Source organism: Streptomyces lydicamycinicus, from assembly GCF_000829715.2.
GTDB lineage: Bacteria > Actinomycetota > Actinomycetes > Streptomycetales > Streptomycetaceae > Streptomyces > Streptomyces lydicamycinicus.
On the sequence record NZ_BBNO01000001.1, the window covers coordinates 320,142 to 346,087 of the forward strand.

Genomic DNA, 25,946 nt, shown 5'->3' on the forward strand with positions numbered 1-25,946 from the left:
CGACGCGAACTTCTCGTCGTCGGTCGGTACGGACACCCAGACGGTGACCCAGGCGTCGACGACCACGACGGTCACCTCGGCCCCCGACCCGTCGGTCGTGGGGGAGACGGTGACCTTCACCGCGACGGTCGCTCCGGTGGCCCCGGGGGCGGGTACGCCCACCGGCACGGTCACGTTCGTCGCGACGGACGGGGTGACCACGGTGACCCTCACCGGCACCCTCAGCGGCGGCACCACCAGTGTCAGCACCAACGGGCTGGTGACGGCGGGCACTTACTCCGTCACGGCGACCTACAGCGGCGACGGAAGCTTCACCGGCTCGGTCGGCACCGACACCCAGACCGTGGGCCAGGCGGCGACCACGACCGCTGTCTCCACGGCGCCGGACCCGTCGGTCGTGGGGGAGACGGCGACCTTCACCGCGACCGTCACGCCGGTCGGGCCGGGTGCGGGTACGCCGACCGGCACGGTCACGTTCGTGGCCACCGACGGGGTGACCACGGTGACGCTGACCGGCACCCTCAGCGGCGGCACCACCAGCGTCAGCACCAACGGGCTGGTGACCGCGGGGGCTTACACGGTCACGGCGACCTACGGCGGTGACGCCAACTTCACCGGTTCGGTGGGCGCGGACACCCACACCGTGACCCAAGGGGCGACGACCACCACGGTGACGTCGGCTCCGGACCCGTCGGTGTTCGGGGAGACGGTGACCTTCACGGCCGTCGTTGCTCCGGTCGCACCGGCCACCGGTACCCCGACCGGCACGGTGACCTTCGTGGTCACCGGTGGCCCGACGCTGACCGCCACCCTGTCCGGCGGCACGGCGACCGCCACCACCAGTGCGGTGGGGGTGGGGACCTCCCCGGTCACGGCCACGTACAGCGGTGACGCCGGCTTCAGCGGTTCCACTGGCTCCGACACCCAGACGGTGACCCAGGCGTCGACGACCACCACGGTCACCTCGTCGCCCGACCCGTCGGTGTTCGGGGAGACGGTCACGATCACCGCCACGGTCGCCCCGGTGGCGCCCGGTTCCGGCACGGTGACCGGAACGGTGACCTTCACCATCGACGGTGCGGGAGGCGGGACGCAGACCGCCACCGTCTCCGGCGGCGTGGCCACCATCACCACCAGCACCCTCGAAGCCGGTCCGCACAACGTCTTCGCCATTTACAGCGGAGACGCCAACTTCACCGGTTCCACCGGCACCGACATCCACACGGTCAGCCAGAGCGCGACCACCACGACCGTGACCTCGTTCCCCGACCCGTCCAACGCCGGTGACACGGTGGCGTTCCTGGCCTTCGTACAGCCCGTGGCGCCCGGCAGTGGAACCCCGACCGGCACGGTGACCTTCACCGTCACCGACGGGGTGACCACCGTGACGCTGACCGGCACGCTCGACAACGACGGGGTCGCCTCCGCCAGCTCGCCGCTGGCCACGGCCGGCACCTACACCGTCACGGGCGTCTACGCCGGTGACACCAACTTCACCGGCTCCTCCGACACCGACACCCAGACCGTCCTCGGCGCCTGACGCGCCGCTCCCTGCCCGCCGCGCCGGGTCGTCCTCATCCGAGGGCGGCCCGGCGCCCGACTGTCGCCTTCCGACTGTCGCCTTCCGACTGTCGCCTTCCGGCTGCCGCCGTCCCCGGCCGCCGTCCGGTCCTGACCGCCGCCCGCCTCGCCCGTCCGCCCCCTTCGTCCGGGACCGTCGCGGATGCCCGGGGCCTCGTCGCGGAGCGGACCGCACCGCATTGCCATCGGTCCGCGGGCGCCGTCTACGCTGTCCGTGCTCAGACAAATGTTCCACGGGGGAAAGGTGAATCATGGCCGAGAAGGCACGCCGGAGGCTGCGGTCCAGCACGGTGATCCTGGGAGGCATGGGCACGCTCGCCGCCGCCCTGACGTCCTGCGGCTCCGAGCCCGACAAGCGCTGCGTCGACCGCAACAGCTACGACGCCATCAAGGGCTACCGCATCGTCGACTCCAAGAACTGCTCGGCGAGCGGCAGTTCGTCGTCCGGAAGCAGCGGTTCCAGCAGCGGCGGATACGGCAGCGCCGGCCGCGGCAAGCAGCGCGTCGACGGCCAGTGGTACTACGACCCGAGCAACAAGGGCGGCTCGTACGCCGACAGCGGCACGTTCAGCAAGAGCACGGCCGTCAACCGCGGCGGCTTCGGCTGCTCGGGATCGCACAGCAGCGGCGGCGGCCGGCACGGCTCCTTCGGCGGCTGAGCGGACACGGCACGGTATGCGACGCCACACCATCGAGCCGCGCCCCGGCTGGCAGCAGACCGTCGAGGCGCAGGGCCTGATCTACCCGCTGACCCGCTACCCGGACGATTCGCTACGCCCCTACTGGGACGAGAGCGCGTACTACTCCTTCACCCTCCCCGAGGTCGAGGCCCTGGAGGAGGTCGTCGAGGAGCTGCACGGCATGTGCCTGGCCGCGGCCGCGCACCTCGTCGACCAGAACCGCTTCGCCGACCTCGGCATCGACGACCCGCGACTGGCCGAGCTGATCGCCGAGTCCTGGCGCCGCCGCGCGGAACTGCCCTCCCTCTACGGGCGGTTCGACCTGCACTACGACGGCAGCGGCCCGGCCAAGATGCTGGAGTACAACGCCGACACCCCGACCTCGCTGGTCGAGGCCGCCAGCCCGCAGTGGTTCTGGATGGAGGAGCGCTTTCCCGGCGCCGACCAGTGGAACTCGCTGCACGAGAGGCTGGTGGCGGCTTGGAAGCGGCAGGCCCCGCTGCTGCCGCCCGGCGCACCGCTGCACTTCGCGCACTCCGCGGGCGACGAGCTCGGCGAGGATCTGATGACCGTCGCCTATCTGGAGGAGACGGCCCAGCAGGCGGGCCTGGAGACCGTCGCCATCTCCATGGAGGACATCGGCTGGGACCGGCTCTCGGGCCGCTTCGTCGACCAGCGGCTGCGCTTCATGCGGGCCTGCTTCAAGCTCTACCCGTGGGAGTGGCTGGCCACCGACGACTTCGGCCCGTACGTCCTGGACACCCTCGACAACGGCGGCGGCACCGGCTCCACCCTCTGGATCGAACCCGCCTGGAAGATGCTGCTTTCCAACAAGGCGCTGCTGGCGATCCTGTGGGAGCTCTACCCCGGCCACCCGAACCTGCTGCCCGCCTACCTCGACGGTCCGCGCGAGCTGGCGCACACACGGGGCTACGTCGCCAAGCCGCTGCTCGGCCGGGAGGGCGCCGGGGTCACCCTGCACGAGCCGGGCGCCGAACCGGCACTGCGGGCGCCCGACGACCCCTGCTGCTACCAGGAGCTGGCCCCGCTGCCGGACTTCGACGGCAACCGCGTCGTCCTCGGCGCCTGGGTCGTCGAGGACGAGGCGGCCGGGCTCGGCATCCGGGAGTCGGCGGGGCCGGTCACCGATGAGTACGCGCGGTTCTTGCCGCATGTGATCCGCTGAATCAGAGGTTGCGGGTCGCGGGGTGTGCGACTGAAGTGCCTCATGTTGGCCGGTGAGGACAACGTTTGCGTTGCCCGGTACGGGCAGCCAAGGACCGTGAAACACTGTGAGTATGCGTTTCACCAATGAAGATGGGACGGGGGGCCTAAGCTCGGAGGCTTCGTCCCGGCAGGCATCACGTGACACCGTAACAGTGGAGATCGTCTATTCCGTTTTCACCGGGGCGATCATTGCCGCACTGCTATTTTTTGCAGTTGCCTCTCCAGCATTCATCTGGGAATTAAGTAGAGGGTGGAATTCGGCTGTGATGGGGATGGCGTCGGCGCTTGCGGCGGCGGGTTTCGTCTACAGGGTGGTGTCGGTGCTTGTGCGGCTGAGGAAAGTGGCAGAGTGAAAGGCGCGGAGGCTCCAGTGAATGGAGCGCTCCGCGCCTCTTTGCTACGCTACGCCATTCCTGTTGATCCCACAGTATTCCAGTGCGCCGTTGGCTCCACTCTTCAGGCAGGTCTTGAGTATGACCTTGGTGCCCTCCGGGAGATCCACGTTCTCGCGGACCATGCAATCGCCGTTTGCGCCGTTCGTGTCTTCGATCGTCGACCAGCGGTTTTGGTTGCCGGAGTTCCAGTAGATGTACGTGATGACGCGCTTGCCATCCGCCTGGGTGTCGCAGGCGAGCGGCTTGTCCCCCTGGTTGACGAAGTGGCCTCGACCGCCTTTCGCCCCACTGTCCGTAGTGTTCACGGAGACGGTGATTCCTCGCATTAACGTGGACTGCGGGGTGCCTTCTGCTACAAGGCGGTCGGCTTCTTCGCTGGTGATTGACCGCTCGCTGCTGTCAACGATCATGCGGCTCGCTTGACGTGTGCTGATCGAGTGAGTCTTGTTGGAATCGGCAGATGCCGCGCCTGCCCCTATACCTAATGAAAGTGAGAGCGAAGCAATCCCCGCGATGATTCCCCCGGCGCGTCGCGCAATCTTCATCTATTCCCCCTGTGATGATCTCGTCGAGCAACGAAGGATCATGCTGTCGCACTCGGGATAGCGCAGCAAGGTGTTTTTTTGAGTCACCAGTTCCCGCCTGTGCGGTGGAGGATATTCCGGATTCAGATTCGGGACGGGAGGTTCCGGTTCCCTGCGCTTTATGGGCGTGTGACTTCTGGTTGGCCGGAATGGCCGTGGCGGAACTTAGGAACGGCGTGAGCAGCTCAGGGCCGTCATCAAGGTCCGTCCCCTGTAAGTTGATTTGCGGTGAGTGGGCTTCGCGGTCGGCGGGCTGTCGTTCCGGTGACTCAGATGGCCATGGCTTCGACGTCGTCCCGGTGGCGGAGGCCGCAATCGTGTACGACCCGGCACGCGGCGTCCCTCATGTGGTCGACGAACTCGCCTATGACGGCCCCGATTGCGTGGACAGGTGACTGCTTCATCCGAACGCCTCCGCCGGAAGCCGTGGCCCTTCGCCATCGGCATCGTCCGGGGCATCCTGGCCGAGGGCGGTCAAGCGCCCGCCCCGGCTCTTGGCCACCCGGCGGACATCGGCAAGGGCCGCGGTCAATTCAACGGCCAGCAGGTGCAGTTCCCCGGGCGTCCACGCCCGTGCGGCAAGCAGTTGGCGGGCTTCGTCGATGAGATCGTCGGCCGAACTGAGCTGCTGCTCCTCCTCCATCTGGTCGGCGATGCGGGAGACATATCCGGTCCCGTCGCCTGCCAGGAAGCACGGTTTGCCGTCCGGGCTGGTCCACGGCAGCAGCCGGACGAAGACCCGCGCTGTAGCGTTGGGCATGTCGTCAACTCCCTTGTAGTTGAGGGCCACGCCCCCGGGCCGTCCACCACGGTCGCGGGGGTCCTCTTCGTCTCGCGAGGAGGGCCTTCCTCGCTCTAGGCAACCGCTCCGCTACACCCAGCGGTACGGTGGCAGTGGAACCGGCTTTTAAGAGCTTTAAGCGCTCGTGCACACCGGGGAGTTGAGGGCTAGTGGGCACTCGGGAACCGAACCGGCACCTTGAACGGCTTTACCGGCAGACCGGCTGGACGCTGCGGCAGTTCGTCCAGGCCGTGAACCGCATCGGCACCGAGCGAGGAACCCCGCTCAAGTACCGCGAGCCGTCGGCCCATCAGTGGTGTCAGGGACACCTGCCGAAGGAGCAGGCCAGACCGCTGATCGTGGAGGCCCTGGCGCGGAAGCTGGGACGGCCGGTTACGCATGCCGAGGCCGGATTCCCCGCACCGGCCAATAGCTCCGATGCCCCACCGGGCACGGTTGAAGGACTGATCGATCTCGGTAGGGGAGATATGGACCCCTCGCGCCGTGGTGTTCTCGGTATAGGGCTCTTTTCCGTTGCGCTGACGGTGCCCAATTGGCCGGATGTGGTGGGACGGATGGAAGCCGTTCGAAGTGCTCGCCCCCGGCGCATTGGCATGCCGGAGGTCGACATGGTCATTGCCATGACCGAACGAGTGTCAGAACTGGACGACCAATTCGGCGGGCGCCACGCCCGTCCGATGGCAGCGGCTTTCTTGGTGAACACAGTAGCCCCGTATCTACGGGCTGACGCCTCCGAGCCGGTACGCAAAGCGATGATGTCGGCTGCTGCCGATTTGTGCTATCTCACGGGGTACATGGCGGTGGACGAAGGCGTTCACGGCCTTGCGCAACAGTATTACCTCAAGGCGTTGGAACTTGCCGGAGCGGCAGAGGATCACTTGACGTACTGCACAACGCTTCGGGGGATGAGTGTGCAGGCTGTTGACCTACGGCACGGCCGGCAGGCAATGCGGCTCGCTGACGCTGCGGCTGCCGCGTCTCCACAAGCCGGCCCGCGAATGCGAGCCTTCCTTGCCGGGCAGCAGGCGCACACCTCCGCGCAAATCGGCGACCACAGCAATGCGCTGATGTATCTACGAGAGGCCGAGGTGGCCATGGAGAGGGCTGAGTCCAGGGGAAAGGCGTTCGGCTCGTACGATCCGGCAGCCCTGAATTACCACACCAGCCAGGTCCGGTACGAACTCGGCGACGTTCCCGGCTCCATCAAGGCCATGCAGGAATCGGACAAGGTGCGCTACAGCGTTTACCGTCGCGCTCGCGTACGCCACCGTGCCACCTTGGCCGAGCGGCAACTGGAAATCGGCCACCTCGAAGCAGCATGCGCGACATGGCAGCTCGCCCTGGACGATTACCCTCTGGTGCAGTCGGGGCGGGCAGATCAGCGCATGCAAACAATGTTCAAACTCATCCGCCCCCACCTCAAGAACCCCGCCGCCCGCGAACTCCACGAACGCGCCCGGCTCGTCACCCCGGCCTCACTCTCTGCCTGAGGGCTGTCGCGTGCGACGGCGGCCGAGCAAGGTGCTTCCCACAATCAAACGTTCCCTGCCGGAGCCGACATCCTGAGGAGGACGGCAGGCGTCCCGCCTCATCCCTCCAGCACGCCCCGCAGTTGGTCGAGCCCCCAGTCCAGGTCCTCCTTGCTGATGACCAGCGGGGGCGCGATCCGGATCGTCGAGCCATGGGTGTCCTTGACCAGCACCCCGCGGGCCAGCAGCTGCTCGGAGATCTCCCGCCCCGTGCCGCGCGAGGGGTTGATGTCCACACCGGCCCACAGTCCGCGGCCGCGCACCGCGTCCACCGCGCCGCCGCCCACCAGCAGCCCCAGCTCACTGTGCAGATGTTCGCCCAGCTCCATGGCCTGCTGCTGGAATTCACCGGTCCGCAGCATCGCGATGACCTCCAGCGCCACCGCGCAGGCGAGCGGGTTCCCGCCGAACGTCGAGCCGTGCTCGCCCGGCGCGTACACCCCGAGCACCTCACGGGACGACACCACCGCCGACACCGGAACCACCCCGCCGCCCAGCGCCTTGCCGAGCACATACATGTCGGGCACCACGCCCTCGTGCTCGCACGCGAAGGTCCGGCCCGTACGCCCCAGGCCGGACTGGATCTCGTCGGCGATGAACAGCACGTTCCGGCTGCGGGTCAGCTCCCGTACGCCCGCCAGATAGCCCGGCGGCGGCACCAGCACCCCCGCCTCGCCCTGGATCGGCTCCAGCAGCACCGCGACCGTGTCGGCGTCGACGGCGGCCTCCAGCGCGTCGAGATCGCCGTACGGGACGATCTCGAAGCCGGGGGTGTACGGGCCGAAGTCGGCGCGCGCCTCGGGGTCGGTGGAGAAGGAGACGATCGTGGTCGTCCGGCCGTGGAAGTTGTTGTCCGCCACGATGATCTTCGCCCGGCCGTCCGGGACGCCCTTGACCTTGTAGCCCCATTTACGGGCCGTCTTCACCGCCGTCTCGACGGCCTCGGCGCCGGTGTTCATCGGCAGGACGAGTTCCATGCCGCACAGCTCGGCCAGCTGTGTGCAGAAGTCCGCGAAACGGTCGTGATGGAAGGCGCGCGAGGTGAGCGTGACCCGCTCCAGCTGTGCCTTCGCCGCGTCGAGCAGCCGGCGGTTGCCGTGCCCGAAGTTCAGGGCGGAGTACCCGGCGAGCATGTCCAGGTATCGGCGGCCCTCGACATCCGTCACCCAGGCGCCCTCGGCGGTGGCCACGACGACGGGCAGCGGGTGGTAGTTGTGCGCGCTGTGGGCTTCGGCGGCCGCGATGCCGCGTTCCGTGGACGTCACCGGTGACTCCGTTCGGTAGGCCGTGCGGGCGCGGGCACTGCCGCGTCCCTCTCCATTGTTGCGCCCGCCCGGGGCCGTGGGCCTGCGAGGATCCGCCGGACAGGGGCCCGGGGGTGTTTTAGACTCTGCGATGCGCACCGCGACTGGCGTACGGGGAAGCAACCTCGAGGAAGCGGTGTGCGGCAACCATCACGAGGTGCCGCCCCGCCTGGGCACCCCGGGACCACGACCGGCAACACCGATCGACCGCCCCGGAGGACGCCATGTCACAGCCCCGCATGTCCCAGTCCCTTTCGCATCCCGCGCTGAGCGCCGCCGACCCCGAACTGGCCGCGCTGGTCGGCGCCGAGGAGCAGCTCCAGGCCGACACGCTGCGGCTGATCCCCAGCGAGAACTACGTCTCCGCCGCCGTCCTGGAAGCCACCGGCACCGTCCTTCAGAACAAGTACAGCGAGGGGTACGCGGGCCGTCGCTACTACGAAGGCCAGCAGAACATCGACCAGGTCGAAACGCTGGCCGTCGAGCGCGCCAAGGCCGTCTTCGGCGTGGAGCACGCCAACGTCCAGCCCTACTCCGGCTCGCCCGCCAACCTCGCCGCCTACCTCGCCTTCGCCGAGCCCGGCGACACCGTGCTGGGCATGGCGCTGCCGATGGGCGGCCACCTCACGCACGGCTGGGGCGTCTCCGCGACCGGTACGTGGTTCCGCGGGGTGCAGTACGGCGTACGCCCGGAAAGCGCGCTGATCGACTTCGACGAGGTGCGCGACCTCGCCCGCAAGGAACGCCCGAAGATCATCTTCTGTGGCGGCACCGCCGTCCCCCGCACCATCGACTTCGCCGCCTTCGGCGAGATCGCCCGCGAGGTCGATGCCGTCCTCGTCGCCGATATCGCGCATATCGCCGGCCTGATCGCGGGCGGCGCCCACCCCTCGCCCGTGCCGCACGCGGACGTCATCTCCACCACCACCCACAAGACCCTGCGCGGCCCGCGCGGCGCGATGCTGATGTCCCGGGCGAGCCACGCGAAGGCCGTCGACAAGGCCGTCTTCCCCGGCCTTCAGGGCGGCCCGCACAACCACACCACCGCCGCCATCGCGGTGGCGCTGCGCGAGGCGGCCGCCCCGTCCTTCCGCGACTACGCGCATGCCGTCGTCGCCAACGCCAAGGCGCTCGCCGAGGCGCTGCTGGCCCGCGGCTACGACCTGGTCTCCGGCGGCACCGACAACCACCTGGTGCTGATCGACCTCACCTCGAAGGAGGTCCCCGGCAAGGTCGCCGCGAAGGCGCTGGACCGCGCCGGCATCGTCGTCAACTACAACACCGTCCCCTTCGACCCGCGTAAGCCCTTCGACCCCTCCGGCATCCGCATCGGCACCCCGTCCCTCACCTCCCGCGGGCTGGGCACGGACCGGATGCCGCTGGTCGCCGAGTGGATCGACCGCGGCGTCCAGGCGGCGGCGAAGGGCGACGAGGACGCGCTGACGGTGATCCGTGGTGAGGTCGCGGAGCTGATGGCCGCCTACCCGGCGCCGGGGCTGCCGACGGCCTGAACGGGCGCGTAACGGCGCCCCGTCCGGCGCCCCGTCCCGCACCCCGACCGGCTCACCGGCCGCGCTCAGCCGGTGAGCCGGACCGGCAGGATGTCGGTGCTGTTGCCGATGAAGCTCCGGTGCGGCGGCAGCTCCGCGTCCGGGACGGCGAGGTCCAGCGCCGGATAGCGGGTGAAGAGCGCCTCCAGGGCCACGGTCGCCTCCAGTCGGGCCAGTGGCGCGCCCAGGCAGTAGTGCGGCCCGTGGCCGAAGGAGAGGTGCCGGGTGGCGGGCCGCCGGGTGACATCGAAGCGGTCCGCGTCGGGCCCGTACGCCTCCGGGTCCCGGCCGGCCGCCGAGTAGGAGGCCAGCATCGGGGTGCCACGCGGTACGACCGTGCCGCCGAGCTCCAGGTCCCGGACCGGGTAGCGGAACGGGAAGTGGGCGACCGGGCTGTCGTGGCGCAGCGTCTCCTCGACCACGTCGTCCCAGGTCGCCCGCCCGGCCCGGACCAGCTCCAGCTGCTCGCGGTCGGTGCACAGGGCCCGCACCGCGTTGGTGATCAGATTGAGCGTGGTCTCATGCCCGGCGATGATCATCAGCAGCAGGGTGCCGACCAGCTCGCGTGCGCTCAGCCGGTCGCCGTCCTCCTCCTGGGCGGCGATCAGCGCGCTGGTCAGATCGTCGCCGGGGTCCGCCCGCCGGGCCTCGGCGACCTGCCCGAGGACGGCCGTGATCTCCCGGTTGGCCGCCTGCACCTCGGCCGCCGTACCGGTCGTGCCCACGATCAAATTCGACAGCTCGTGCAGCCGGTCGCGTAACGCGGCCTCCACGCCCAGCAGTTCGCAGATCACGCTCATCGGCAGCGGATAGGCGAAGTGCCGGCGCAGCTCCACCGTGCCGTCGGCCGCGGCGACGCCCGGCAACCGGTCCAGCAGCCCGGCCGTCAGCGCCACGACCCGGGGCCGCAGGGCCGACACCCGCCGGGCGGTGAACACCTTGGTCACCAGGCCGCGCAGCCGCCGGTGGTCCGCGCCGTCGGCCGTGGTCATCCCGTCGACGGTGGCGAAGGTGGTGAGCGGCCAGCCGGGCGGCACGGTGCCGTCGTGCAGGGCCGTGAAATGGCAGGCGCTCTTGGCGACTTCGGGGTGCGCGAGGACCTCCCGCAGCACCGCGTGGTGGGTGACGGCGACCGCGGGCACCTCCCCGGGCAGGACGACGGGGACCACCGCTCCGGCCTCCCGCAGCAGCGCGTCGGCCGCGGCCCGGCCGGCACCGCCGGGGGCGAGCCGGTGCGGCGCCGCGCCGCGGGGGTGTGCGGGGCAGGAGGTGCCGGGCGGGGTGAGGGGCGCGGGGCCGGGGAGGCGGGCGTCCCCGGAGATCGGCTGTCCGTCCGTCATCCGACCCACGATTCCAGCTGTCGCCCGCCCCGAACAGACCGCCGCGAACAGGCGCCGCGGCGCCGAGGGCCGACGGGTCCCGTCGCCGCATGGGCCACCACGCGCCGACTCCCCTCCCCGACCTGAGACAATCGAGGCATGGCTCTCCAGCGTCCACGTGTGCTCTCCGGCATTCAGCCCACCGCCGGCTCCTTCCACCTCGGCAATTACCTCGGTGCGGTACGCCAGTGGGTGGCGCTCCAGGAGTCCCACGACGCCTTCTACATGGTGGTCGACCTGCATGCGATCACCGTTCCGCAGGACCCGGCGGAGCTGCGCAGCAACACCCGGATCGCGGCCGCCCAACTGCTGGCCGCCGGTCTCGACCCGGAGCGCTGCACGCTCTTCGTCCAGAGCCATGTGCCCGAGCACGCCCAGCTCGGCTGGGTCATGAACTGCCTCACCGGCTTCGGCGAGGCGTCCCGTATGACCCAGTTCAAGGACAAGTCCGCCAAGCAGGGCGCCGACCGCACCTCCGTCGGCCTGTTCACGTACCCGATCCTCCAGATCGCCGACATCCTGCTCTACCAGGCCCACCAGGTCCCGGTCGGCGAGGACCAGCGCCAGCACATCGAGCTGACCCGCGACCTCGCCGAGCGCTTCAACAGCCGCTACGGCGACACCTTCACGATGCCGGCGCCGTACATCCTCAAGGAGACGGCGAAGATCTACGATCTCCAGGACCCGTCGGCCAAGATGAGCAAGTCGGCCGCCAGCCCCAAGGGCCTGATCAACCTCCTGGACGAGCCGAAGGTCTCCGCGAAGAAGGTCAAGAGCGCGGTCACGGACACCGACACGGTGATCCGTTACGACGCCGAGAACAAGCCCGGCGTCTCCAACCTCCTCACCATCTACTCCACCCTCACCGGCCTCTCGATCCCGGAGCTGGAGCAGAAGTACGAGGGCAAGATGTACGGCGCCCTCAAGACCGACCTCGCCGAGGTGATGGTCGATTTCGTCACACCGTTCCGGGACCGTACGCAGGAATATCTGGACGACCCCGAGACGCTGGACGCGATCCTGGCCAAGGGTGCGGAGAAGGCCCGCGCGGTAGCCGCCGAGACCCTCGCCACCACCTATGACCGGCTCGGATTCCTGCCGGCCAAGCACTGACGCCACCCCCTCGCGCGGCCGGCCACGGCCGGCCGTGCGGACCCCGCCGAGCCAGGGGGCCCCGCCCGTGGGCCCCTTGTCCGCTCGCAACAGGACCGAGGGCGCTCCCCGATATGGGCGCGCACCCGGCACACTAAGAGGGTGCGCGAGCGCGCCGCACACACGTCAGGAGGGAGAACGCAGTGGGGACCGTAACGCTGGGCGTTTCGATCGCGGTCCCGGAGCCTTACGGCAGCTTCCTCCAGCGGAAGCGCGAGAGCTTCGGGGACCCTGCCGCACCCGGCATCCCCACGCATATCACCCTGCTCCCGCCGACGGAGGTACGTGCCGAGGCGCTGCCCGGCATCGAACGCCACCTCGCCGAGGTCGCGGCCGGCTGCCGCCCCTTCCCGCTCCGCCTGGAAGGCACCGGGACCTTCCGCCCGCTCTCCCCGGTCGTCTACGTCCAGGTCACCGACGGGGTCGCGGGCTGCACCGCCCTCCAGGCCCGGATCCGCGCCGCCTCCGGTCCCTGCGCCCGCGAGCTCCAGTTCCCGTACCACCCGCATGTGACCATCGCCCACGGCATCACCGAAGAGGCCATGGACCGCGCCCAGGCCGGGCTCCGGGACTTCACCGCGACCTGGACCATCGGCGGCTTCGCGCTCTACGAGCAGGGCGCGGACGAGGTGTGGCGCCTGGAGCGGGAGTACCCCTTCGGGCCCCAGACGGCCGCCGTCCCCCGCCAGGCCGCCGATCTCTCCCGCCCGCCGGCGCCCTCCTGCTGACGGCCGCCGCCCGCCGCGGGGTGCGCACCCGCCCGCCCCGGCCCGCGATGGCCTGTACGGCACGTATGAGCGTGCGCGTTTCCGGGGTACCCGGACGCTAGTGTTCCGGGACTGCCGGAACCGCCGGAACACCCGGAGCGCCGGCCGCCAACCCCTGCCCGACCCGGCGGCCGACCGGGCACGAGGGGACTGCCATGAACTGGTTGAGCACACTCCCGGTCATCGGACCGGCCGTCCGCCGGCTGATGACCACACACCTCTGGCGCGCCTACGAACGCATGCTCCGGGTGCACTGGACCAGGCTCTCCGCCGCGATCACCTTCACCAGCTTCGTCGCGCTCTTCCCGCTGCTCACCGTCGCCGCCGCGATCGGCGCCGCGCTGCTCAGCGACGCCCGGCTGCACTCGCTGGAGAACAAGCTCGCCGAGCAGCTCCCCGGCCTCTCGGACCGGCTCGACATCGCCGGACTCGTCGACCACGCGACCACCGTCGGCCTGGTGGCCGGTGCCGCGCTGCTGCTGACCGGCATCGGCTGGGTCGAATCGCTGCGCGACTGCCTGCGCGCCGTATGGGAGAAGCCCGACGAGGACATCAACTTCTTCCTCGGCAAGCTCCGGGACGGCGCGCTGCTGCTCGGCGTGGGTGGCGTCGCCGTGCTCTCCCTGGCCTGTTCGACGTTCGCGTCCGCCGCGGTGGGCAAGGTGGCGGAGGCGACCGGCCTCCCGGAGGGCGGCATCGGCAGTGTGCTGCTCTCCGTCGCCGGATTCGTCATCGCCGTCCTCGCGGACTTCCTGCTGCTCGCCTACATACTGACCAGGCTGCCCGGCGTCCATCCGCCGCGGCGCGCCGTCGTCGTCGCCGGCCTGCTCGGCGCGATCGGCTTCGAGCTGCTGAAGCTGCTGCTCAGCGGCTATCTCCAGGGCGTCGCCTCGCGCAGCATGTACGGCGCCTTCGGCACCCCGGTCGCCCTGCTGCTGTGGATCAACTTCACCGCGAAGCTGCTCGTCTACTGCGCTTCCTGGACGGCCACGGACGGGGAGCGGCACGGGGAGGGCGAGGAGCTCAAGGTGCCGGAGGGGCCGGACGGGCAGCAGGGGCCGGAGGGGTCGGACGGGCCGGACGAGCCGGAGGGGGAAGACGGCCAACACCGGCCCCGGGCTGCCTAGCCGTAGCCGTGGCCCCGGCCCCGCCTCCTCCCCGTCCCAGCTCCCGCCCGCCGGCGGTCACTTGCGGGGCCGACGCCCTCGTACCAGCTCCGGCAGCGGCCAGCGGCGGTGCACGGCGAACGCCACGACGCCGAGCAGCGCCAGCGCCCCGGTGGTGAGGCCCAGCGCCGTCCAGGCGCCGCTCTTGGCGCCGGCACCGTCCAGCGCGGCCTGGGCGCTCCGGTCCCCGTTCTTGCCCTTGCCCTTGGCACTCACCGCGCCGGTGCCGTCGTCCTCGCTCCGGGGGCCGACGAGCCGGCCGACCGGCTCCACCTTGTCGGCCGCCGCGAAGCCCCAGTCGAGCAGCTTGGCGGCCTCCCGGTAGGCCTCGTTGTGCTCCTTCTTCTCCGGGTTCATGACCGTGACCAGGAGCTTGCGGTCGCCGCGCTGGGCGACGCCGGTGAACGTCGACCCGGCGTTCGTCGTCGAGCCGTTCTTCACCCCCGCGATGCCCGGATACGGCTTGATGTCGTAATCGCCGCTCAGCAGCCGGTTGGTGTTCTGGATGCCGAACGTCGCCCGCTTGCCGTCCTTGCCCTTGTCGCCGGGGAACTGCGCACTGGCCGTCGAGCAGTACTCGCGGAAGTCGGCGTTCTGGAGCCCCGACCGGGCGAACAGGCTCAGGTCGTACGCGCTGGAGACCTGGCCCGGCGCGTCATAGCCGTCCGGGGTCACCACATGCGTGTCGCGGGCGTTGAGCTCCTTCGCGTGCCGCTGCATCTGCGTGACGGTGGCCTTGGTCCCGCCGTTCATCGCCGACAGCGTGTGCACCGCGTCGTTGCCGGACCGCAGGAAGACCCCCAGCCACAGGTCGTGGACCGTATAGCTCAGGTTCTCCCTTATCCCGACGAGGCTGCTGCCGGCGCCCATCCCCGCGAGGTCGGCGGGCTTGACCGTGTGCTTCTGGTCCTTGGGGAACTTCGGCAGGACCGTGTCGGCGAACAGCATCTTCAGCGTGCTGGCCGGCGCCAGCTGCCAGTGGGCGTTCTTGGCGGCCAGCACCTTGCCGGACTCGGCGTCCGACACGATCCACGAACGGGCGGTGAGGGTGTCCGGGCCCGGGAGCTTCGGCGCGCCGGGCCTCAGGGCCACCTGGACGCCGGGCGTACCCAGCCGGTCCCCGCCGATCTGCGACATCTTCGCCGGCGGCTTGGGCGCCTTGGGGTCGGCGTGGGCGGTGCCGGCCAGGAGCGGGGTGGCCAGCAGCCCGGAGGAGGCCAGTGCGGCGACGGTGCGCAGGGGGAAGCCGTGTCGCGCCGCACGTCCGGCGTTGCCGGTCGTGGCCGAGGCATTCGGGGCGGTCGGGTCGGTGGAAGCCGTGGGAGCACAGAAGGTCGTCGGCACGTCGGTGAACGTACCCGGCTTTGCCCGGGACGCCGACAGCACCCCACGGAAGAGTGCCCCTGCCGACCGCCGGATGGAGCCGCTGCCCATACTGGGACGTATGAAGCTCTCGCGCCCCGTGTCCTGGTTCCTGCTCGCCTTCGGGGTGTGGAGCTGGTTCATCTGGATCACTTTCGTCAAAAACCTCTGGAAGGACGGGAGCGGTCTCGCCTTCGACGACGCGGGTGACCCGACCGCCTACTTCTGGGTCCATCTGCTGCTCGCGGTGGCTTCCTTTCTTTTGGGGACGGTGATCGGGGTGATCGGGTTCCGTGGTGTACGGGCCTTGCGCCGCGAGGCCGCGCACCGCACGCCCGAGCCGCCTTCCTCCTCCTCGTCCGCCTCCTGAATCACAGGCACGGGGAGACGCCGTGATCTTCGCGCTGATCGTGGTCCCGGTCCTCGGACTGTTCTTCGGCGTGCACCGCTATCTGTGGTGCCGACTCGTCCGTGACACCACCACCCCCGGCAGCCGGCCCCGCCGTACGGGCACCGTCGCCGCCTTCGTCCTCCCCCTGACCACCCTCGCCGCCCTGCTGGCCGGCCGCGGCGGCGCCCCCTTCCCCCTCCAGCAGGCACTGGCCTGGCCCGGCTATCTCTGGCTGGCCCTGGTGCTCTATCTCACACTCGCGCTGCTGGTGGGGGAAGTGGTCCGGGCGATCGCGCTACGGGCACTCCCCGACCGTGAGTCCACGCAACGCACCCCCTCACCCACCGGCCCGGCCCACGGGCCCGTCCCCCAGCCCCCACCCCCGTCCCCCGACCCGCCCCCTGCCTTTTCCGCGGAACTGCCCCCCAAGCCGTCCTCCACTCCATCCCCCGCTCCATCCCCCACCCCCTCCCCTTCCTCGACCCCCACGCTCCTCCCGCCCCGCACCCCCGCCCTGCCGCCGGTGGCCACCCCGCCCCGCCGCCTCTTCCTCGCGCGGGCGGTCGCCGCCGGCGCCTCCCTTGCCGCCGCGGGCGCTGTCGGCTACGGCACCGCCACCACCCTCCGCGGCCCCGTGGTCAAGCGCGTCACGATCCCCCTGGCCAAACTGCCGCGCACCGCCCACGGCTTCCGGATCGCCGTCGTCAGCGATATCCATCTCGGCCCGGTCCTCGGCCGCGCCCACACCCGGCGCGTCGTCGAGACCATCAACCGCACCCACCCCGACCTGATCGCCATCGTCGGTGACCTGGTCGACGGCAACGTCACCGACCTCGCCCCGGCCGCCGAGCCACTGCGCGAACTGCGGTCCCGGCACGGCGCGTTCTTCGTCACGGGAAACCACGAGTACTACTCCGGCGCCGACCAATGGGTCGACCACGTACGGGAGTTGGGCATCCACCCGCTGGAGAACGCGCGCACCGAACTCCCCGGCTTCGACCTCGCCGGCATCAACGACGTAGCGGGCCAGACCGAACACGCCGGCCCCGACTACGACCAGGCCCTCGGCGACCGGGACCCCGCCCGCGCCGTGGTCCTGATGGCGCACCAGCCGGTCACCATCCACGACACCGTCCGATACGGCGTGGACCTCCAGCTCTCCGGCCACACCCACGGCGGCCAGATGTGGCCCTTCACCTACATCGCCGACGCCACCAACCCCACCATCGCCGGCCTGGAGCGCTACGGCGACACCCAGCTCTACGTCTCCCGCGGCGCAGGCACCTGGGGCCCACCGGTACGCCTCGGCGCACCGCCCGACGTCACCGTGGTCGAACTCGCCTCCCTGCGCGCCTAGATCGCTACGCTGATCACCGCGCGGAGGGGTTGCGCCGTGAAGGTAACAACCCCTCTACAAAGTGCGGCACAATCCTGCGCTAAATCGGACAGATCCCGACTTTCGATCTTGCAACACAGGGGTGCAACTCCCTAGAATTTATTGACTTTACGTTGTCCTTACCGTGACGGCTGTGCGGGCGCGCGAGGGGGACGAGCGGGGAACGGGGAGAGCGTCATGGGCAAGCACTTCAAGGTTGATCTGGACGAGCTGGACGGCGTCGTACGTCAGCTTCGGCACCTTCAGCACGACATGAATGAAACCGGCCAGAACGTCGAGTACGGCACGAACATTCCGAAGTCGGCGTTCGGGATCAACTTCGGTGAAGCGGAGGAAGTCTCCAAGGCCCATGACCGCATGCAGACGTACCTGAAGGACGTCGTCAAGGCACTCCAGGACCTCACCCACAAGTTCGGCGAGAAGACAGAGGCGAGCCGCGGTGCCTATGAGGACCAGGATCACGAGACCAAGGTCTCGATGAACGGCTGACCTTCCACGGCGACGCAGGGATGAGGACGAGAGGGATGACGATGAACGGGGGTCGCTGTGGTTAGCGCCATGGAGGAGCGCGAGAGCGCCAAGACGGTTGAGAAGCAGCGGGACGAGGAAGATCGGGCGAACAAGCTGAAGTCCTTCAAGGGCGAGCGCTTGACCCCGCACTCTCCTTCCGACTTTCATCACCACGGCATCAACGAGCTCCGGCAGATGATCGAGAACGCCAAGCCGGAGACGCTCGAGGCCGCCGGCGACCACTGGCGCAAGTCCGCCGATCTGCTCGGTGGGCAGGACGGACACGGTGGCGTCCGCAAGAAGTTCATGGATGCCGTCGATCACGCGACGGCGCACTGGGAGGGCTCGGCCGCCGAGGCGTTCCGCAAGGAAGCCATCAAGGTGCTCGGCAAAATCGACAGGACGTATCAGCACGCCCGGAAGGCCGAGGCGTCGCTGATCGGCTCGCGTGAGTCGGGCCCGCAAGTCGGCCTCGCTCACAACCTGCGCGAGGCCATGACCGCCATGTCGAAGATCCACGACCCGGGCAAGTGGGATCGCTTCAAGGACGAGAGCGGCGACGACGCCCAGTTCCATCGGGACATGGCGAACCCGAAGATGGACGCCCGCCAGGCGCTGGAGCTCAACCGGGACAAGCTGTCCTTGACGAAGGAGCGCCAGGTCGAGGCGGTCATCGTGATGGATGAGCTGGCGTCTCACTACTCGGGGCGCGCGGAGATCTGGGTTGATGACGGCGACGACGGCCTCCACGGCGACTGGCCGAAGGAGCCCTCGAACACCCCGCACCCGCCTGCGGTACGGATGCCTGACACGGCCGACAGGTACCACCCGGATCCGTCGTCGGTCACACCGCACCAGCCCAATGGCGCGGGCGGCGGAGCGGTTCCGCCCGGTTTCGACGGTCCCAAGGTCAGCCGTCCGGAACTCCCGGTCCAGACCGGACTCGACAGCGTGCAGGGCGGCATCATGAATCCGCCCACGGCCTCCGGCGGACACAGCGGAATACCGTCCGGCGGCGGGCATGGCGTGGTCGGCGGTCCGGGCGGCGGGATGCCTCCTGGCCCCTTCGGCATGCCCGGGGGTATGCGGTCCGGTGGCGGCCGCGGTGCGCCGGGTGCCGGCGGTCTGCGTAGTGGCATGCCGGGTGCGGGCGGCGCAGGCGGAGCCAAGGGCGGCAAGGCGGCCGCGGCCGGACGCGGCGGTGCGCAGGCGCGTACACGTGGCGGCTTGGTCGGCAAGCCGGGTGGCCCGGCCGGCGGCGCCAAGCAGGGCGGTGCGGGTCTGCACCGCAGCCGTGGCGGCAACCAGGCAGCTATGGGTGCTGCCGGAGCCAAGGGCAAGGACAAGAAGGAGAAGGAGCGCACCACTGGTCAGCGCCCCGACTACCTGGTCGAGGACGAAGAGACGTGGACGCCGGAACGTAATGTGGCGCCCCGAGTCATCGAGTAGGACGCCGGCGCCGTCATACGGCGGCTGGTAAGGAGTGGCCCCGCGCCCGAGGGTGCGGGGCCTTCTCTTCTGATGGAACACTGCCGCCGGACAGCACAGCGAGAAGGAGCCAAGCATGAGGGTCACCCGAACACTGCGTGCGACGGTGGGTGCCGCGCTGACCGGCGCGCTGCTCATCACCGCGAGCGGTACCGCCTCCGCAGATCAAACACGCAAGGATCTGTGGCCGTTGGAGGCGTTCGGGGCCGAGCAGCTGTGGAAGGAGGCCACCGGTAAGGGTGTGACAGTGGCCGTGCTCGACACCGGATTTCGGCAGACCCATCAAGACCTGAAGGGACAGTTCCTTCCCGGGCCGGACTTCGGGAAGGCGACCCAGGAGGAAGGGGCCAAACACCTCAAGCCGGGTGAGAACGTCCTTGACCACGGCACCGGCATGGCAGCGATCATCGCGGGCCACGGCCACGGTCCGGGGGGCTCCGAGGGCGTCAAGGGACTGGCGCCCGACGCCAAAATCCTTCCTGTTCCGGAGTACAAGAACTCCGGGCTGGCCACGCGCTGGGCCGCCGACCACGGTGCTGACGTCATCAACATGTCCTATACCGAGAGTCGTTCCGCTGACACGTGCGATTCCATCCATTACGCGATTTCCAAGGGCGCCGTGGTGGTGGCCGGTATGGGTAATGAGTCTGCGACCGATAAAAACTATCCGGTGGGCTGCCCAGGGGTGATCGGTGTCGGCGCGGTCGATGAGTACGGGAAATCGGCCGAGTTCAACAACTACAACTCCGACATGGACCTGCTCGCGCCCGGGGTGAAGATCCCAGCCGCGACGGGCAAGAGCGACTCGAGCTACCACACCGAGAACGGCAACTCGGGTTCGACCGCCTACGTCTCCGCCGCAGCCGCCCTTCTCAAGGAGAAGTACCCCTCCCTCACTCCCGGCCAGATCGCCAACCGTCTGGTGAAGACGGCCGGTCTGCCCCAGGACCAGAAGGGCCTCAAGCTCCCGGACGCGCACTACGGCTACGGCTTCATCCAGCCCGGCCCCGCCCTGCGGAAGAACATCCCCGCGGGCGCCAAGGAGGGCCCCCTGCCGATGCCGAAGGGCAAGGCGTCCTCGCAACTGGACGCCGGCGCGCAGGACGCCGACCCGCCGATGGGCGGCAAGGAGATGTTGAACAGGGCCCTGCTCTACGGCGGCATCGGCGTCGGCGCTCTGGTGGTCATCGGGGCCGTCGTCACCATCGTCCTGAAGTCCCGTCGCCGTAAGAGCGCCGCCGGTCAGACCTGGAGCTGACCCCCAGCCCACACCGCGAAGACCCCGTTCGGCCGGTCGTGGCCGGATCGGAAGGAGAAGGCCGTGGTCCACGGCTCGCAGGCTTCGGCGCCACCCGAGGCTCCCGACGTGGCGCAGATACTGCGGGCCAATCGGCTTGCCCTGGCCCGGCTCATGGCGGTGCGTCTGCTGGTCGCCGGCCTTCTTGTGGCGGTTCCGGTGGTGATAGGCCGTCTCACCGGGACGAACTCGTTCTTCCTGGTTCTGCCCATTCCTTTCGGTGTGGGCGTCTTCATTCTCACGGTGTACCGCGCCCTTTACGGAATCCGTGTCTCCCAGTGCGCCAGAGTGCTCCGGGATTACCCGCTGGAGTTCCATCCCCGGGTGCTCAAGAAGCGTGAGCGGTGGACCGAGTACGGCAATGTCTTCGAGGTCCGGGTGACGACGCGCGGGCAGCACGGTGCGCCGCTGATGCGGGCGGTCAATGCGGCGGGGCGCCGTCGTTGGCCGGAGGGGGTGGAAGAACGTGGCGCGTGGCTTGCGGGGGACCTGCTCTTCGGTGGGGTCCTGGTGGAGCCGGGGAGTAACGCCATGCTGTTCCTGAAGCCGGCGGACTGGGACAAGACCGCGCGGAAGCGGGAAGAGGCCGGCGCCGAACGCCTCGCGAGGGCGCAGCGGGCGAAGCTCACGCACAGGACGAAGTACGCGGTGATGAAGCGGTCGTGACGCTAGGAGTCTCGTTGGCGCGCCCCCCTTCGTCCCTGCGCTCCACCCCGCTCCACCCCGCCCGTGCCCCGCTCCGCCCGCCCCCGCCCCTCCGACCCTGCGGGCGGAAAAAATCCGGCGACGCACTCGCCGCACCCTGTTAGCGTCCCAGGTCATGGACCCCGTAGGTGATAAAGCGATACGTGCCTCCTTTGTGAATTGCTCGAAGGGGGAGGCGAGCCGGATGAATTTGCCCGTGGGGCTGGCTGAACTCCCTTGGGAGGATCTGGACTTCTTGGGGTGGCGTGATCCGGGGGCGCCGGACCGGAGTTATCTGGTCGCGCCGCGGGGGGACGGCATCATCGGAGTGACGCTGCGGGTGCCGCAAGGGGTGCGGCGGAGCTTCACCAAGACGACGGTGTGTTCGGTGTGTGTGACCGGGCACCCCGGGTCCGGGGTCAGCCTGCTCGCCGCGCGGCGGGCCGGGGCGCCGGGGCGGCAGGGGAACACCGTCGGGACGTATTTGTGCGCCGACCTCGCGTGTTCTCTCTACGTCCGCGGGCGCAAGCGGTCCCAGCTCGCCGGGCGGCATGAGGAGACGCTGCCGCTGGAGGAGCGGATCGCCCGTACGGTGCGCAACCTGGATGCCTTCCTGGACAAGGTTCTTGAGGGCGAGCGTTAGCGGGATCGGGGGAATGGAGGGGGAGCGGGCCGCCGTTCCCCCTTTTTCATGGGCGCGAGCTGACGTCCCGCGCCGGCCCCAACGCCCCGGCGGACGCCTTTCGCCGGTCGACCGGAGGCTACCCGTGGGTTTCGGTTGCGGCGATCCACTGTGCGGACAGATCCTCGGTGCACGTCGCAGGGGAGGCGGCGGAGAAGCAGGGGGACGATGTGCTGCGAGTGCACTTCACCGCGCAGGATCTGGCGCGTACGCGAGTGGCCGAAGGGGCCGACCCGTTATGGGAGACGGTGCTGAGCCTGCATGCCCTACGGGAGAGCCGGACCGAACCGGCGCTGGCCGCCTGGCGGCAGCATGCCGTACGGCACGGTCCCGGGCCGCTGCGGACCTTGCTGCCGCTGGTGCCGCGGCACGGCTACTTCCCGGACTTCCTCACGCCGTTCGCGGGCCTGGACGGGGTCGAGCCGGGACTGGAGGCCGTGATGAGCACCCCGCGGCAGCGGCTGCGGTCCGAGCTGGTGCTGCTGTCCGGGCACCGGGCGCTGCCGGGCTGGGCGCGCGGGATCGCGGACGGGGAGCCGGCCGCGCTGCGCCATCTCGCGCGCAGTCTGCGGACGTACCACCACCGGGCGGTGGCGCCGAGCTGGCCGCGGATCGCCGAACGGGTCGGCGCTGACCGGGCGTTGCGCAGGCATGCGCTGGCGCAGGCCGGGGCGGAGGCGATGCTGCGGACCTTCGGGCCGGTGATGCGCTGGCGGCCGCCGGTGCTGGAGGTCGGCTATCCGGTGGAGCGGGACCTGTTCCTGGAAGGGCGGGGGCTGGTCTTCGTCCCGTCGTATTTCTGTCGTGAGGTGCCGGTGGCGCTGGTGGATGAGGCGCTGCCGCCGGTGCTCGTGTATCCGGCGAAGGAACGGGAGAGCGCGCACGCCGAAGGGCCCCGCCCCCGGGGATACGGAGGCGAGGCCCTTCGGGAGGTGCCGGCTCTGCTCGGCGGCCGGGTCGGGACCCGGATCGCCGCAGGGCTCAGAAGCGGCGGGTGATCAGCGCCCGCTTGACTTCCTGGATGGCCTTGGTGACCTCGATACCGCGCGGGCAGGCGTCCGTGCAGTTGAAGGTCGTCCGGCAGCGCCAGACGCCGTCCTTGTCGTTGAGGATTTCGAGCCGCTGCTCGCCGCCCTCGTCACGCGAGTCGAAGATGAAGCGGTGCGCGTTGACGATCGCCGCCGGGCCGAAGTACTGGCCGTCGTTCCAGAACACCGGGCAGGAGCTGGTGCAGGCGGCGCAGAGGATGCACTTCGTCGTGTCGTCGAAGCGCTCGCGGTCCTCGGCGGACTGCCGGCGCTCACGGGTCGGCTCGTTGCCGGTCGTGATCAGGAACGGCATCACATCGCGGTACGCCTGGAAGAAGGGCTCCATGTCGACGACAAGGTCCTTCAGCACCGTGAGGCCCTTGATGGCCTCGACGGTGATCGGCTTCTCCGGGTTGATGTCCTTGATCAGCGTCTTGCAGGCGAGACGGTTGCGGCCGTTGATGCGCATGGCGTCCGAGCCACAGATGCCGTGGGCGCAGGAACGACGGAAGGTCAGCGACCCGTCCAGCTCCCACTTGATCTTGTGGAGGGCGTCCAGGACGCGCTCCTTGGGATCGATCTGGAGCTGGAAGTCCTCCCAGCTGGCGTCCTCCGAGATCTCCGGGTTGAACCGGCGGATCCGGAAGGTGACCGTGATCAGGTGCGATGCGCCGGTCTCGGCCGCGTCCGCAGCCGCGGAGTCCTTGTCGAGAGTCGGGGTGCTCATCAGTACTTACGCTCCATCGGCTGGTAGCGGGTCTGCACGACCGGCTTGTAGTCGAGGCGGATCGACTCGACGCCGTCTGCGCCCACCTCGCGGTACGCCATGGTGTGCCGCATGAAGTTGACGTCGTCGCGGTTGGGGTAGTCCTCGCGGTAGTGACCGCCGCGGGACTCCTTGCGGGCCAGCGCGGACACCGCCATGACCTCGGCCAGGTCGAGGAGGTTGCCCAGCTCGATGGCCTCCAGCAGGTCGGTGTTGAACCGCTTGCCCTTGTCCTGGATGGACACGTTCAGGTAGCGCTCGCGCAGCTCGCCGATCTTCTCGACCGCGGACTTGATCGTCTGCTCGGTGCGGAACACCATCACATTGGCGTCCATGGTCTCCTGGAGCTCCTTGCGGATCTCGGTGACCCGCTCGCTGCCCGTGGAGTTGCGCAGTCGCTCGACCTGTTCGGCGACCTGCTTCGCCGGGTCCTCGGGGAGCTCGACGAACTCGGCCGTGGCCGAGTACTCCGCCGCCGCGATACCGGCCCGGCGCCCGAAGACGTTGATGTCCAGCAGCGAGTTGGTGCCCAGGCGGTTGGCGCCGTGCACGGAGACACAGGCCACCTCGCCGGCGGCGTACAGGCCCGGCACGACGGTGGTGTTGTCGGCCAGCACCTCACCCTCGACGTTCGTCGGGATGCCGCCCATGGCGTAGTGCGCGGTCGGCTGGATCGGAATCGGGTCCGTGTAGGGCTCGATACCGAGGTAGGTCCGCGCGAACTCGGTGATGTCCGGGAGCTTGGCGTCCAGCTGCTCCGGCGGCAGGTGGGTCAGGTCCAGGAAGACGTGGTCGCCCTCCGGACCGCAGCCGCGGCCCTCACGGATCTCCGTGTAGATGGAGCGCGAGACGACGTCACGCGAGGCGAGGTCCTTCATGACGGGCGCGTACTTCTCCATGAAGCGCTCGCCGTCCTTGTTGCGAAGGATGCCGCCCTCGCCGCGCGCACCCTCGGTCAGGAGGATGCCCATGCGCCAGATGCCCGTCGGGTGGAACTGGAAGAACTCCATGTCCTCCAGCGGAAGCCCGCGGCGGTAGGCCGCGGCCTGGCCGTCACCGGTCAGGGTGTGCGCGTTGGAGGTCACCTTGAAGAACTTGCCGGTGCCGCCGGACGCGAAGATGATCGCCTTCGCCTGGAAGACGTGGATCTCGCCGGTGGCCAGCTCGTACGCGACGACGCCCGCGGACTTCTTGACGCCGTCGACGTCCTGGAGCAGCAGGTCGAGCACGTAGAACTCGTTGAAGAACTCCACGCCCTCCTTGACGCAGTTCTGATACAGCGTCTGGAGGATCATGTGGCCGGTGCGGTCCGAGGCGTAGCAGGACCGGCGGACCGGGGCCTCACCGTGGTTACGGGAGTGACCGCCGAAGCGGCGCTGGTCGATCGTGCCGTCCGGCGTGCGGTTGAACGGCAGGCCCATCTTCTCCAGGTCGAGGACCGAGTCGATGGCCTCCTTCGCGAGGATCTCGGCGGCGTCCTGGTCGACCAGGTAGTCGCCACCCTTGATCGTGTCGAAGGTGTGCCACTCCCAGTTGTCTTCCTCGACGTTCGCGAGGGCCGCGGCCATGCCGCCCTGGGCGGCGCCGGTGTGGGAGCGGGTCGGGTAGAGCTTCGTCAGGACCGCGGTGCGGCTGCGCTTCGTCGACTCGATGGCCGCGCGCATGCCCGCGCCGCCGGCGCCGACGATGACGGTGTCGTACTTGTGGATCTTCATGGTTCCAGTCAGCCCCGGCTTCAGGAGATGTTCGGGTCGAAGGTGAAGATCACCAGCGTGCCCAGAAGGACGGTGAACACCGTCGCGGTGTACAGCAGCATCTTCAGCCAGAAGCGGGTGTTGTCCCGCTGTGCGTAGTCGTTGATGACCGTACGCAGGCCGTTGGCGCCGTGCAGCATGGCCAGCCACAGCATCAGCAGGTCCCAGACCTGCCAGAACGGCGAGGCCCAGCGGCCGGCCACGAACGCGAAGCCGATCTTGGAGACGCCGCCGTCGAGGACCAGCTGGATCAGCAGGTGGCCCAGGACCAGGACGACCAGCACGATGCCGGACAGCCGCATGAACAGCCAGGCCTGCATCTCGAAGTTGCCACGGGAGGCGCGCCCGGTCTTCTTGGTGCGCTTGCGCGGCGGCTCGATGACCGGGGCCGGGTGGTCCACGTCGTAGAGCGAGACGCCCTCCGTCCCGCCCGCCGCCGTGGTCTCTGCGGAGGTGGTTTCAGACATCTCGC

At 69.5% G+C, this 25,946-nt stretch carries 25 protein-coding genes and 1 riboswitch; of the genes, 17 read left to right on the forward strand and 8 right to left on the reverse strand.

Annotated features, from left to right (window positions below; translation table 11 throughout):
- The 4 genes from TU31_RS01380 to TU31_RS36365 form a co-directional block, all read left to right on the forward strand.
- On the forward strand, nt 1-1,540 hold a 1,540-nt coding region (locus TU31_RS01380; protein ID WP_181018509.1), incomplete at its 5' end, for a beta strand repeat-containing protein.
- 292 nt (nt 1,541-1,832) lie between these two features.
- Complete coding sequence (locus TU31_RS01385; protein WP_042147594.1) at nt 1,833-2,240, forward strand: hypothetical protein; 408 nt, start codon at nt 1,833-1,835, stop codon at nt 2,238-2,240.
- Nucleotides 2,241-2,256: 16 nt separating this feature from the next.
- Complete coding sequence (locus tag TU31_RS01390) at nt 2,257-3,447, forward strand: glutathionylspermidine synthase family protein (RefSeq protein ID WP_042147596.1); 1,191 nt, start codon at nt 2,257-2,259, stop codon at nt 3,445-3,447.
- Nucleotides 3,448-3,559: 112 nt separating this feature from the next.
- The gene (locus TU31_RS36365; RefSeq protein WP_078885497.1) at nt 3,560-3,841 is read left to right on the forward strand and encodes a DUF6332 family protein; all 282 of its coding nucleotides are present in this window, start codon (nt 3,560-3,562) and stop codon (nt 3,839-3,841) included.
- 44 nt (nt 3,842-3,885) lie between these two features.
- Here the strand turns inward: TU31_RS36365 and TU31_RS38440 are convergent, their stop codons facing one another.
- Both TU31_RS38440 and TU31_RS01400 read right to left on the reverse strand, forming a co-directional pair.
- Entirely contained in the window at nt 3,886-4,428 is a 543-nt protein-coding gene (locus TU31_RS38440; RefSeq protein WP_158894212.1) for a hypothetical protein, read from the reverse strand.
- A gap of 439 nt (nt 4,429-4,867) precedes the next feature.
- Nucleotides 4,868-5,227: a hypothetical protein gene (locus tag TU31_RS01400; RefSeq protein ID WP_042147603.1), complete on the reverse strand. Its 360-nt coding sequence runs from the start codon at nt 5,225-5,227 to the stop codon at nt 4,868-4,870.
- A gap of 191 nt (nt 5,228-5,418) precedes the next feature.
- Here TU31_RS01400 and TU31_RS01405 point away from each other — a divergent pair, with 191 nt between their 5' ends.
- Nucleotides 5,419-6,759 carry an NsdA family TPR-like regulatory protein gene (locus TU31_RS01405; RefSeq protein WP_078885499.1) on the forward strand — a complete coding sequence of 447 codons (1,341 nt, stop codon included), beginning with the start codon at nt 5,419-5,421 and terminating at the stop codon, nt 6,757-6,759.
- Between the two features lie 98 nt (nt 6,760-6,857).
- Here the strand turns inward: TU31_RS01405 and rocD are convergent, their stop codons facing one another.
- Entirely contained in the window at nt 6,858-8,063 is a 1,206-nt protein-coding gene (gene rocD, locus TU31_RS01410) for an ornithine--oxo-acid transaminase (protein ID WP_042147607.1), read from the reverse strand.
- Nucleotides 8,064-8,192: 129 nt separating this feature from the next.
- Nucleotides 8,193-8,284, forward strand: a riboswitch (ZMP/ZTP riboswitch).
- 57 nt (nt 8,285-8,341) lie between these two features.
- Between rocD and glyA the strand changes: the two genes are divergently transcribed.
- Nucleotides 8,342-9,613: a serine hydroxymethyltransferase gene (glyA, locus tag TU31_RS01415; protein ID WP_042147609.1), complete on the forward strand. Its 1,272-nt coding sequence runs from the start codon at nt 8,342-8,344 to the stop codon at nt 9,611-9,613.
- A gap of 65 nt (nt 9,614-9,678) precedes the next feature.
- Here glyA and TU31_RS01420 read toward each other — a convergent pair whose 3' ends face one another.
- Nucleotides 9,679-10,992, reverse strand: a complete 1,314-nt coding sequence (locus TU31_RS01420) for a cytochrome P450 family protein (protein ID WP_042147611.1) — start codon at nt 10,990-10,992, stop codon at nt 9,679-9,681.
- A 138-nt stretch (nt 10,993-11,130) separates the two neighbouring features.
- Here TU31_RS01420 and trpS point away from each other — a divergent pair, with 138 nt between their 5' ends.
- The 3 genes from trpS (at nt 11,131) to TU31_RS01435 (ending at nt 14,077) form a co-directional block, all read left to right on the forward strand.
- On the forward strand, nt 11,131-12,144 hold the full coding sequence (trpS, locus tag TU31_RS01425; protein WP_042147615.1) for a tryptophan--tRNA ligase: 1,014 nt from the start codon (nt 11,131-11,133) through the stop codon (nt 12,142-12,144).
- A 182-nt stretch (nt 12,145-12,326) separates the two neighbouring features.
- Nucleotides 12,327-12,911 (forward strand): 2'-5' RNA ligase family protein, encoded by a 585-nt coding sequence (locus TU31_RS01430; RefSeq protein ID WP_042147618.1) that lies wholly within the window; start codon nt 12,327-12,329, stop codon nt 12,909-12,911.
- A gap of 194 nt (nt 12,912-13,105) precedes the next feature.
- Complete coding sequence (locus TU31_RS01435; protein WP_042147621.1) at nt 13,106-14,077, forward strand: YihY/virulence factor BrkB family protein; 972 nt, start codon at nt 13,106-13,108, stop codon at nt 14,075-14,077.
- Nucleotides 14,078-14,134: 57 nt separating this feature from the next.
- Here TU31_RS01435 and TU31_RS01440 read toward each other — a convergent pair whose 3' ends face one another.
- Nucleotides 14,135-15,550, reverse strand: a complete 1,416-nt coding sequence (locus TU31_RS01440) for a D-alanyl-D-alanine carboxypeptidase family protein (RefSeq protein WP_042147624.1) — start codon at nt 15,548-15,550, stop codon at nt 14,135-14,137.
- A gap of 10 nt (nt 15,551-15,560) precedes the next feature.
- Between TU31_RS01440 and TU31_RS01445 the strand changes: the two genes are divergently transcribed.
- The 8 genes from TU31_RS01445 to TU31_RS01480 all read left to right on the forward strand — a co-directional run bounded on the left by TU31_RS01445 (nt 15,561) and on the right by TU31_RS01480 (nt 22,924).
- Nucleotides 15,561-15,848, forward strand: a complete 288-nt coding sequence (locus TU31_RS01445; protein ID WP_042147628.1) for an SCO4848 family membrane protein — start codon at nt 15,561-15,563, stop codon at nt 15,846-15,848.
- Between the two features lie 22 nt (nt 15,849-15,870).
- Entirely contained in the window at nt 15,871-17,226 is a 1,356-nt protein-coding gene (locus tag TU31_RS01450) for a metallophosphoesterase (protein WP_042147631.1), read from the forward strand.
- 216 nt (nt 17,227-17,442) lie between these two features.
- Nucleotides 17,443-17,754 carry a hypothetical protein gene (locus TU31_RS01455; RefSeq protein ID WP_042147634.1) on the forward strand — a complete coding sequence of 104 codons (312 nt, stop codon included), beginning with the start codon at nt 17,443-17,445 and terminating at the stop codon, nt 17,752-17,754.
- A 69-nt stretch (nt 17,755-17,823) separates the two neighbouring features.
- Nucleotides 17,824-19,224 carry a hypothetical protein gene (locus TU31_RS01460; RefSeq protein WP_245698371.1) on the forward strand — a complete coding sequence of 467 codons (1,401 nt, stop codon included), beginning with the start codon at nt 17,824-17,826 and terminating at the stop codon, nt 19,222-19,224.
- A 115-nt stretch (nt 19,225-19,339) separates the two neighbouring features.
- Nucleotides 19,340-20,521 (forward strand): S8 family serine peptidase, encoded by a 1,182-nt coding sequence (locus TU31_RS01465; RefSeq protein WP_042147642.1) that lies wholly within the window; start codon nt 19,340-19,342, stop codon nt 20,519-20,521.
- Between the two features lie 108 nt (nt 20,522-20,629).
- Complete coding sequence (locus tag TU31_RS01470; RefSeq protein ID WP_158894215.1) at nt 20,630-21,226, forward strand: hypothetical protein; 597 nt, start codon at nt 20,630-20,632, stop codon at nt 21,224-21,226.
- A 154-nt stretch (nt 21,227-21,380) separates the two neighbouring features.
- The gene (locus tag TU31_RS01475; RefSeq protein ID WP_042147645.1) at nt 21,381-21,887 is read left to right on the forward strand and encodes an FBP domain-containing protein; all 507 of its coding nucleotides are present in this window, start codon (nt 21,381-21,383) and stop codon (nt 21,885-21,887) included.
- Nucleotides 21,888-22,054: 167 nt separating this feature from the next.
- A complete protein-coding gene (locus tag TU31_RS01480; RefSeq protein WP_245698372.1) occupies nt 22,055-22,924 on the forward strand; it encodes a hypothetical protein in 870 nt (289 codons plus the stop codon).
- On the opposite strand, the gene TU31_RS01485 is transcribed toward TU31_RS01480, so the two are convergent.
- Genes TU31_RS01485 through TU31_RS01495 form a run of 3 tightly spaced genes read right to left on the reverse strand, consistent with a single transcriptional unit; the run spans nt 22,908 to nt 25,941 of the window.
- Nucleotides 22,908-23,681, reverse strand: a complete 774-nt coding sequence (locus TU31_RS01485) for a succinate dehydrogenase iron-sulfur subunit (RefSeq protein ID WP_042147647.1) — start codon at nt 23,679-23,681, stop codon at nt 22,908-22,910. The two genes, TU31_RS01480 and TU31_RS01485, sit on opposite strands and share 17 nt — an antisense overlap.
- Nucleotides 23,681-25,435 carry a succinate dehydrogenase flavoprotein subunit gene (gene sdhA / locus TU31_RS01490; protein ID WP_042147650.1) on the reverse strand — a complete coding sequence of 585 codons (1,755 nt, stop codon included), beginning with the start codon at nt 25,433-25,435 and terminating at the stop codon, nt 23,681-23,683. Before sdhA ends, TU31_RS01485 begins: the two co-directional genes overlap by 1 nt.
- A 20-nt stretch (nt 25,436-25,455) precedes the next feature.
- A complete protein-coding gene (locus TU31_RS01495; RefSeq protein ID WP_042147652.1) occupies nt 25,456-25,941 on the reverse strand; it encodes a succinate dehydrogenase hydrophobic membrane anchor subunit in 486 nt (161 codons plus the stop codon).
- Between the last annotated feature and the right edge of the window lie 5 nt (nt 25,942-25,946).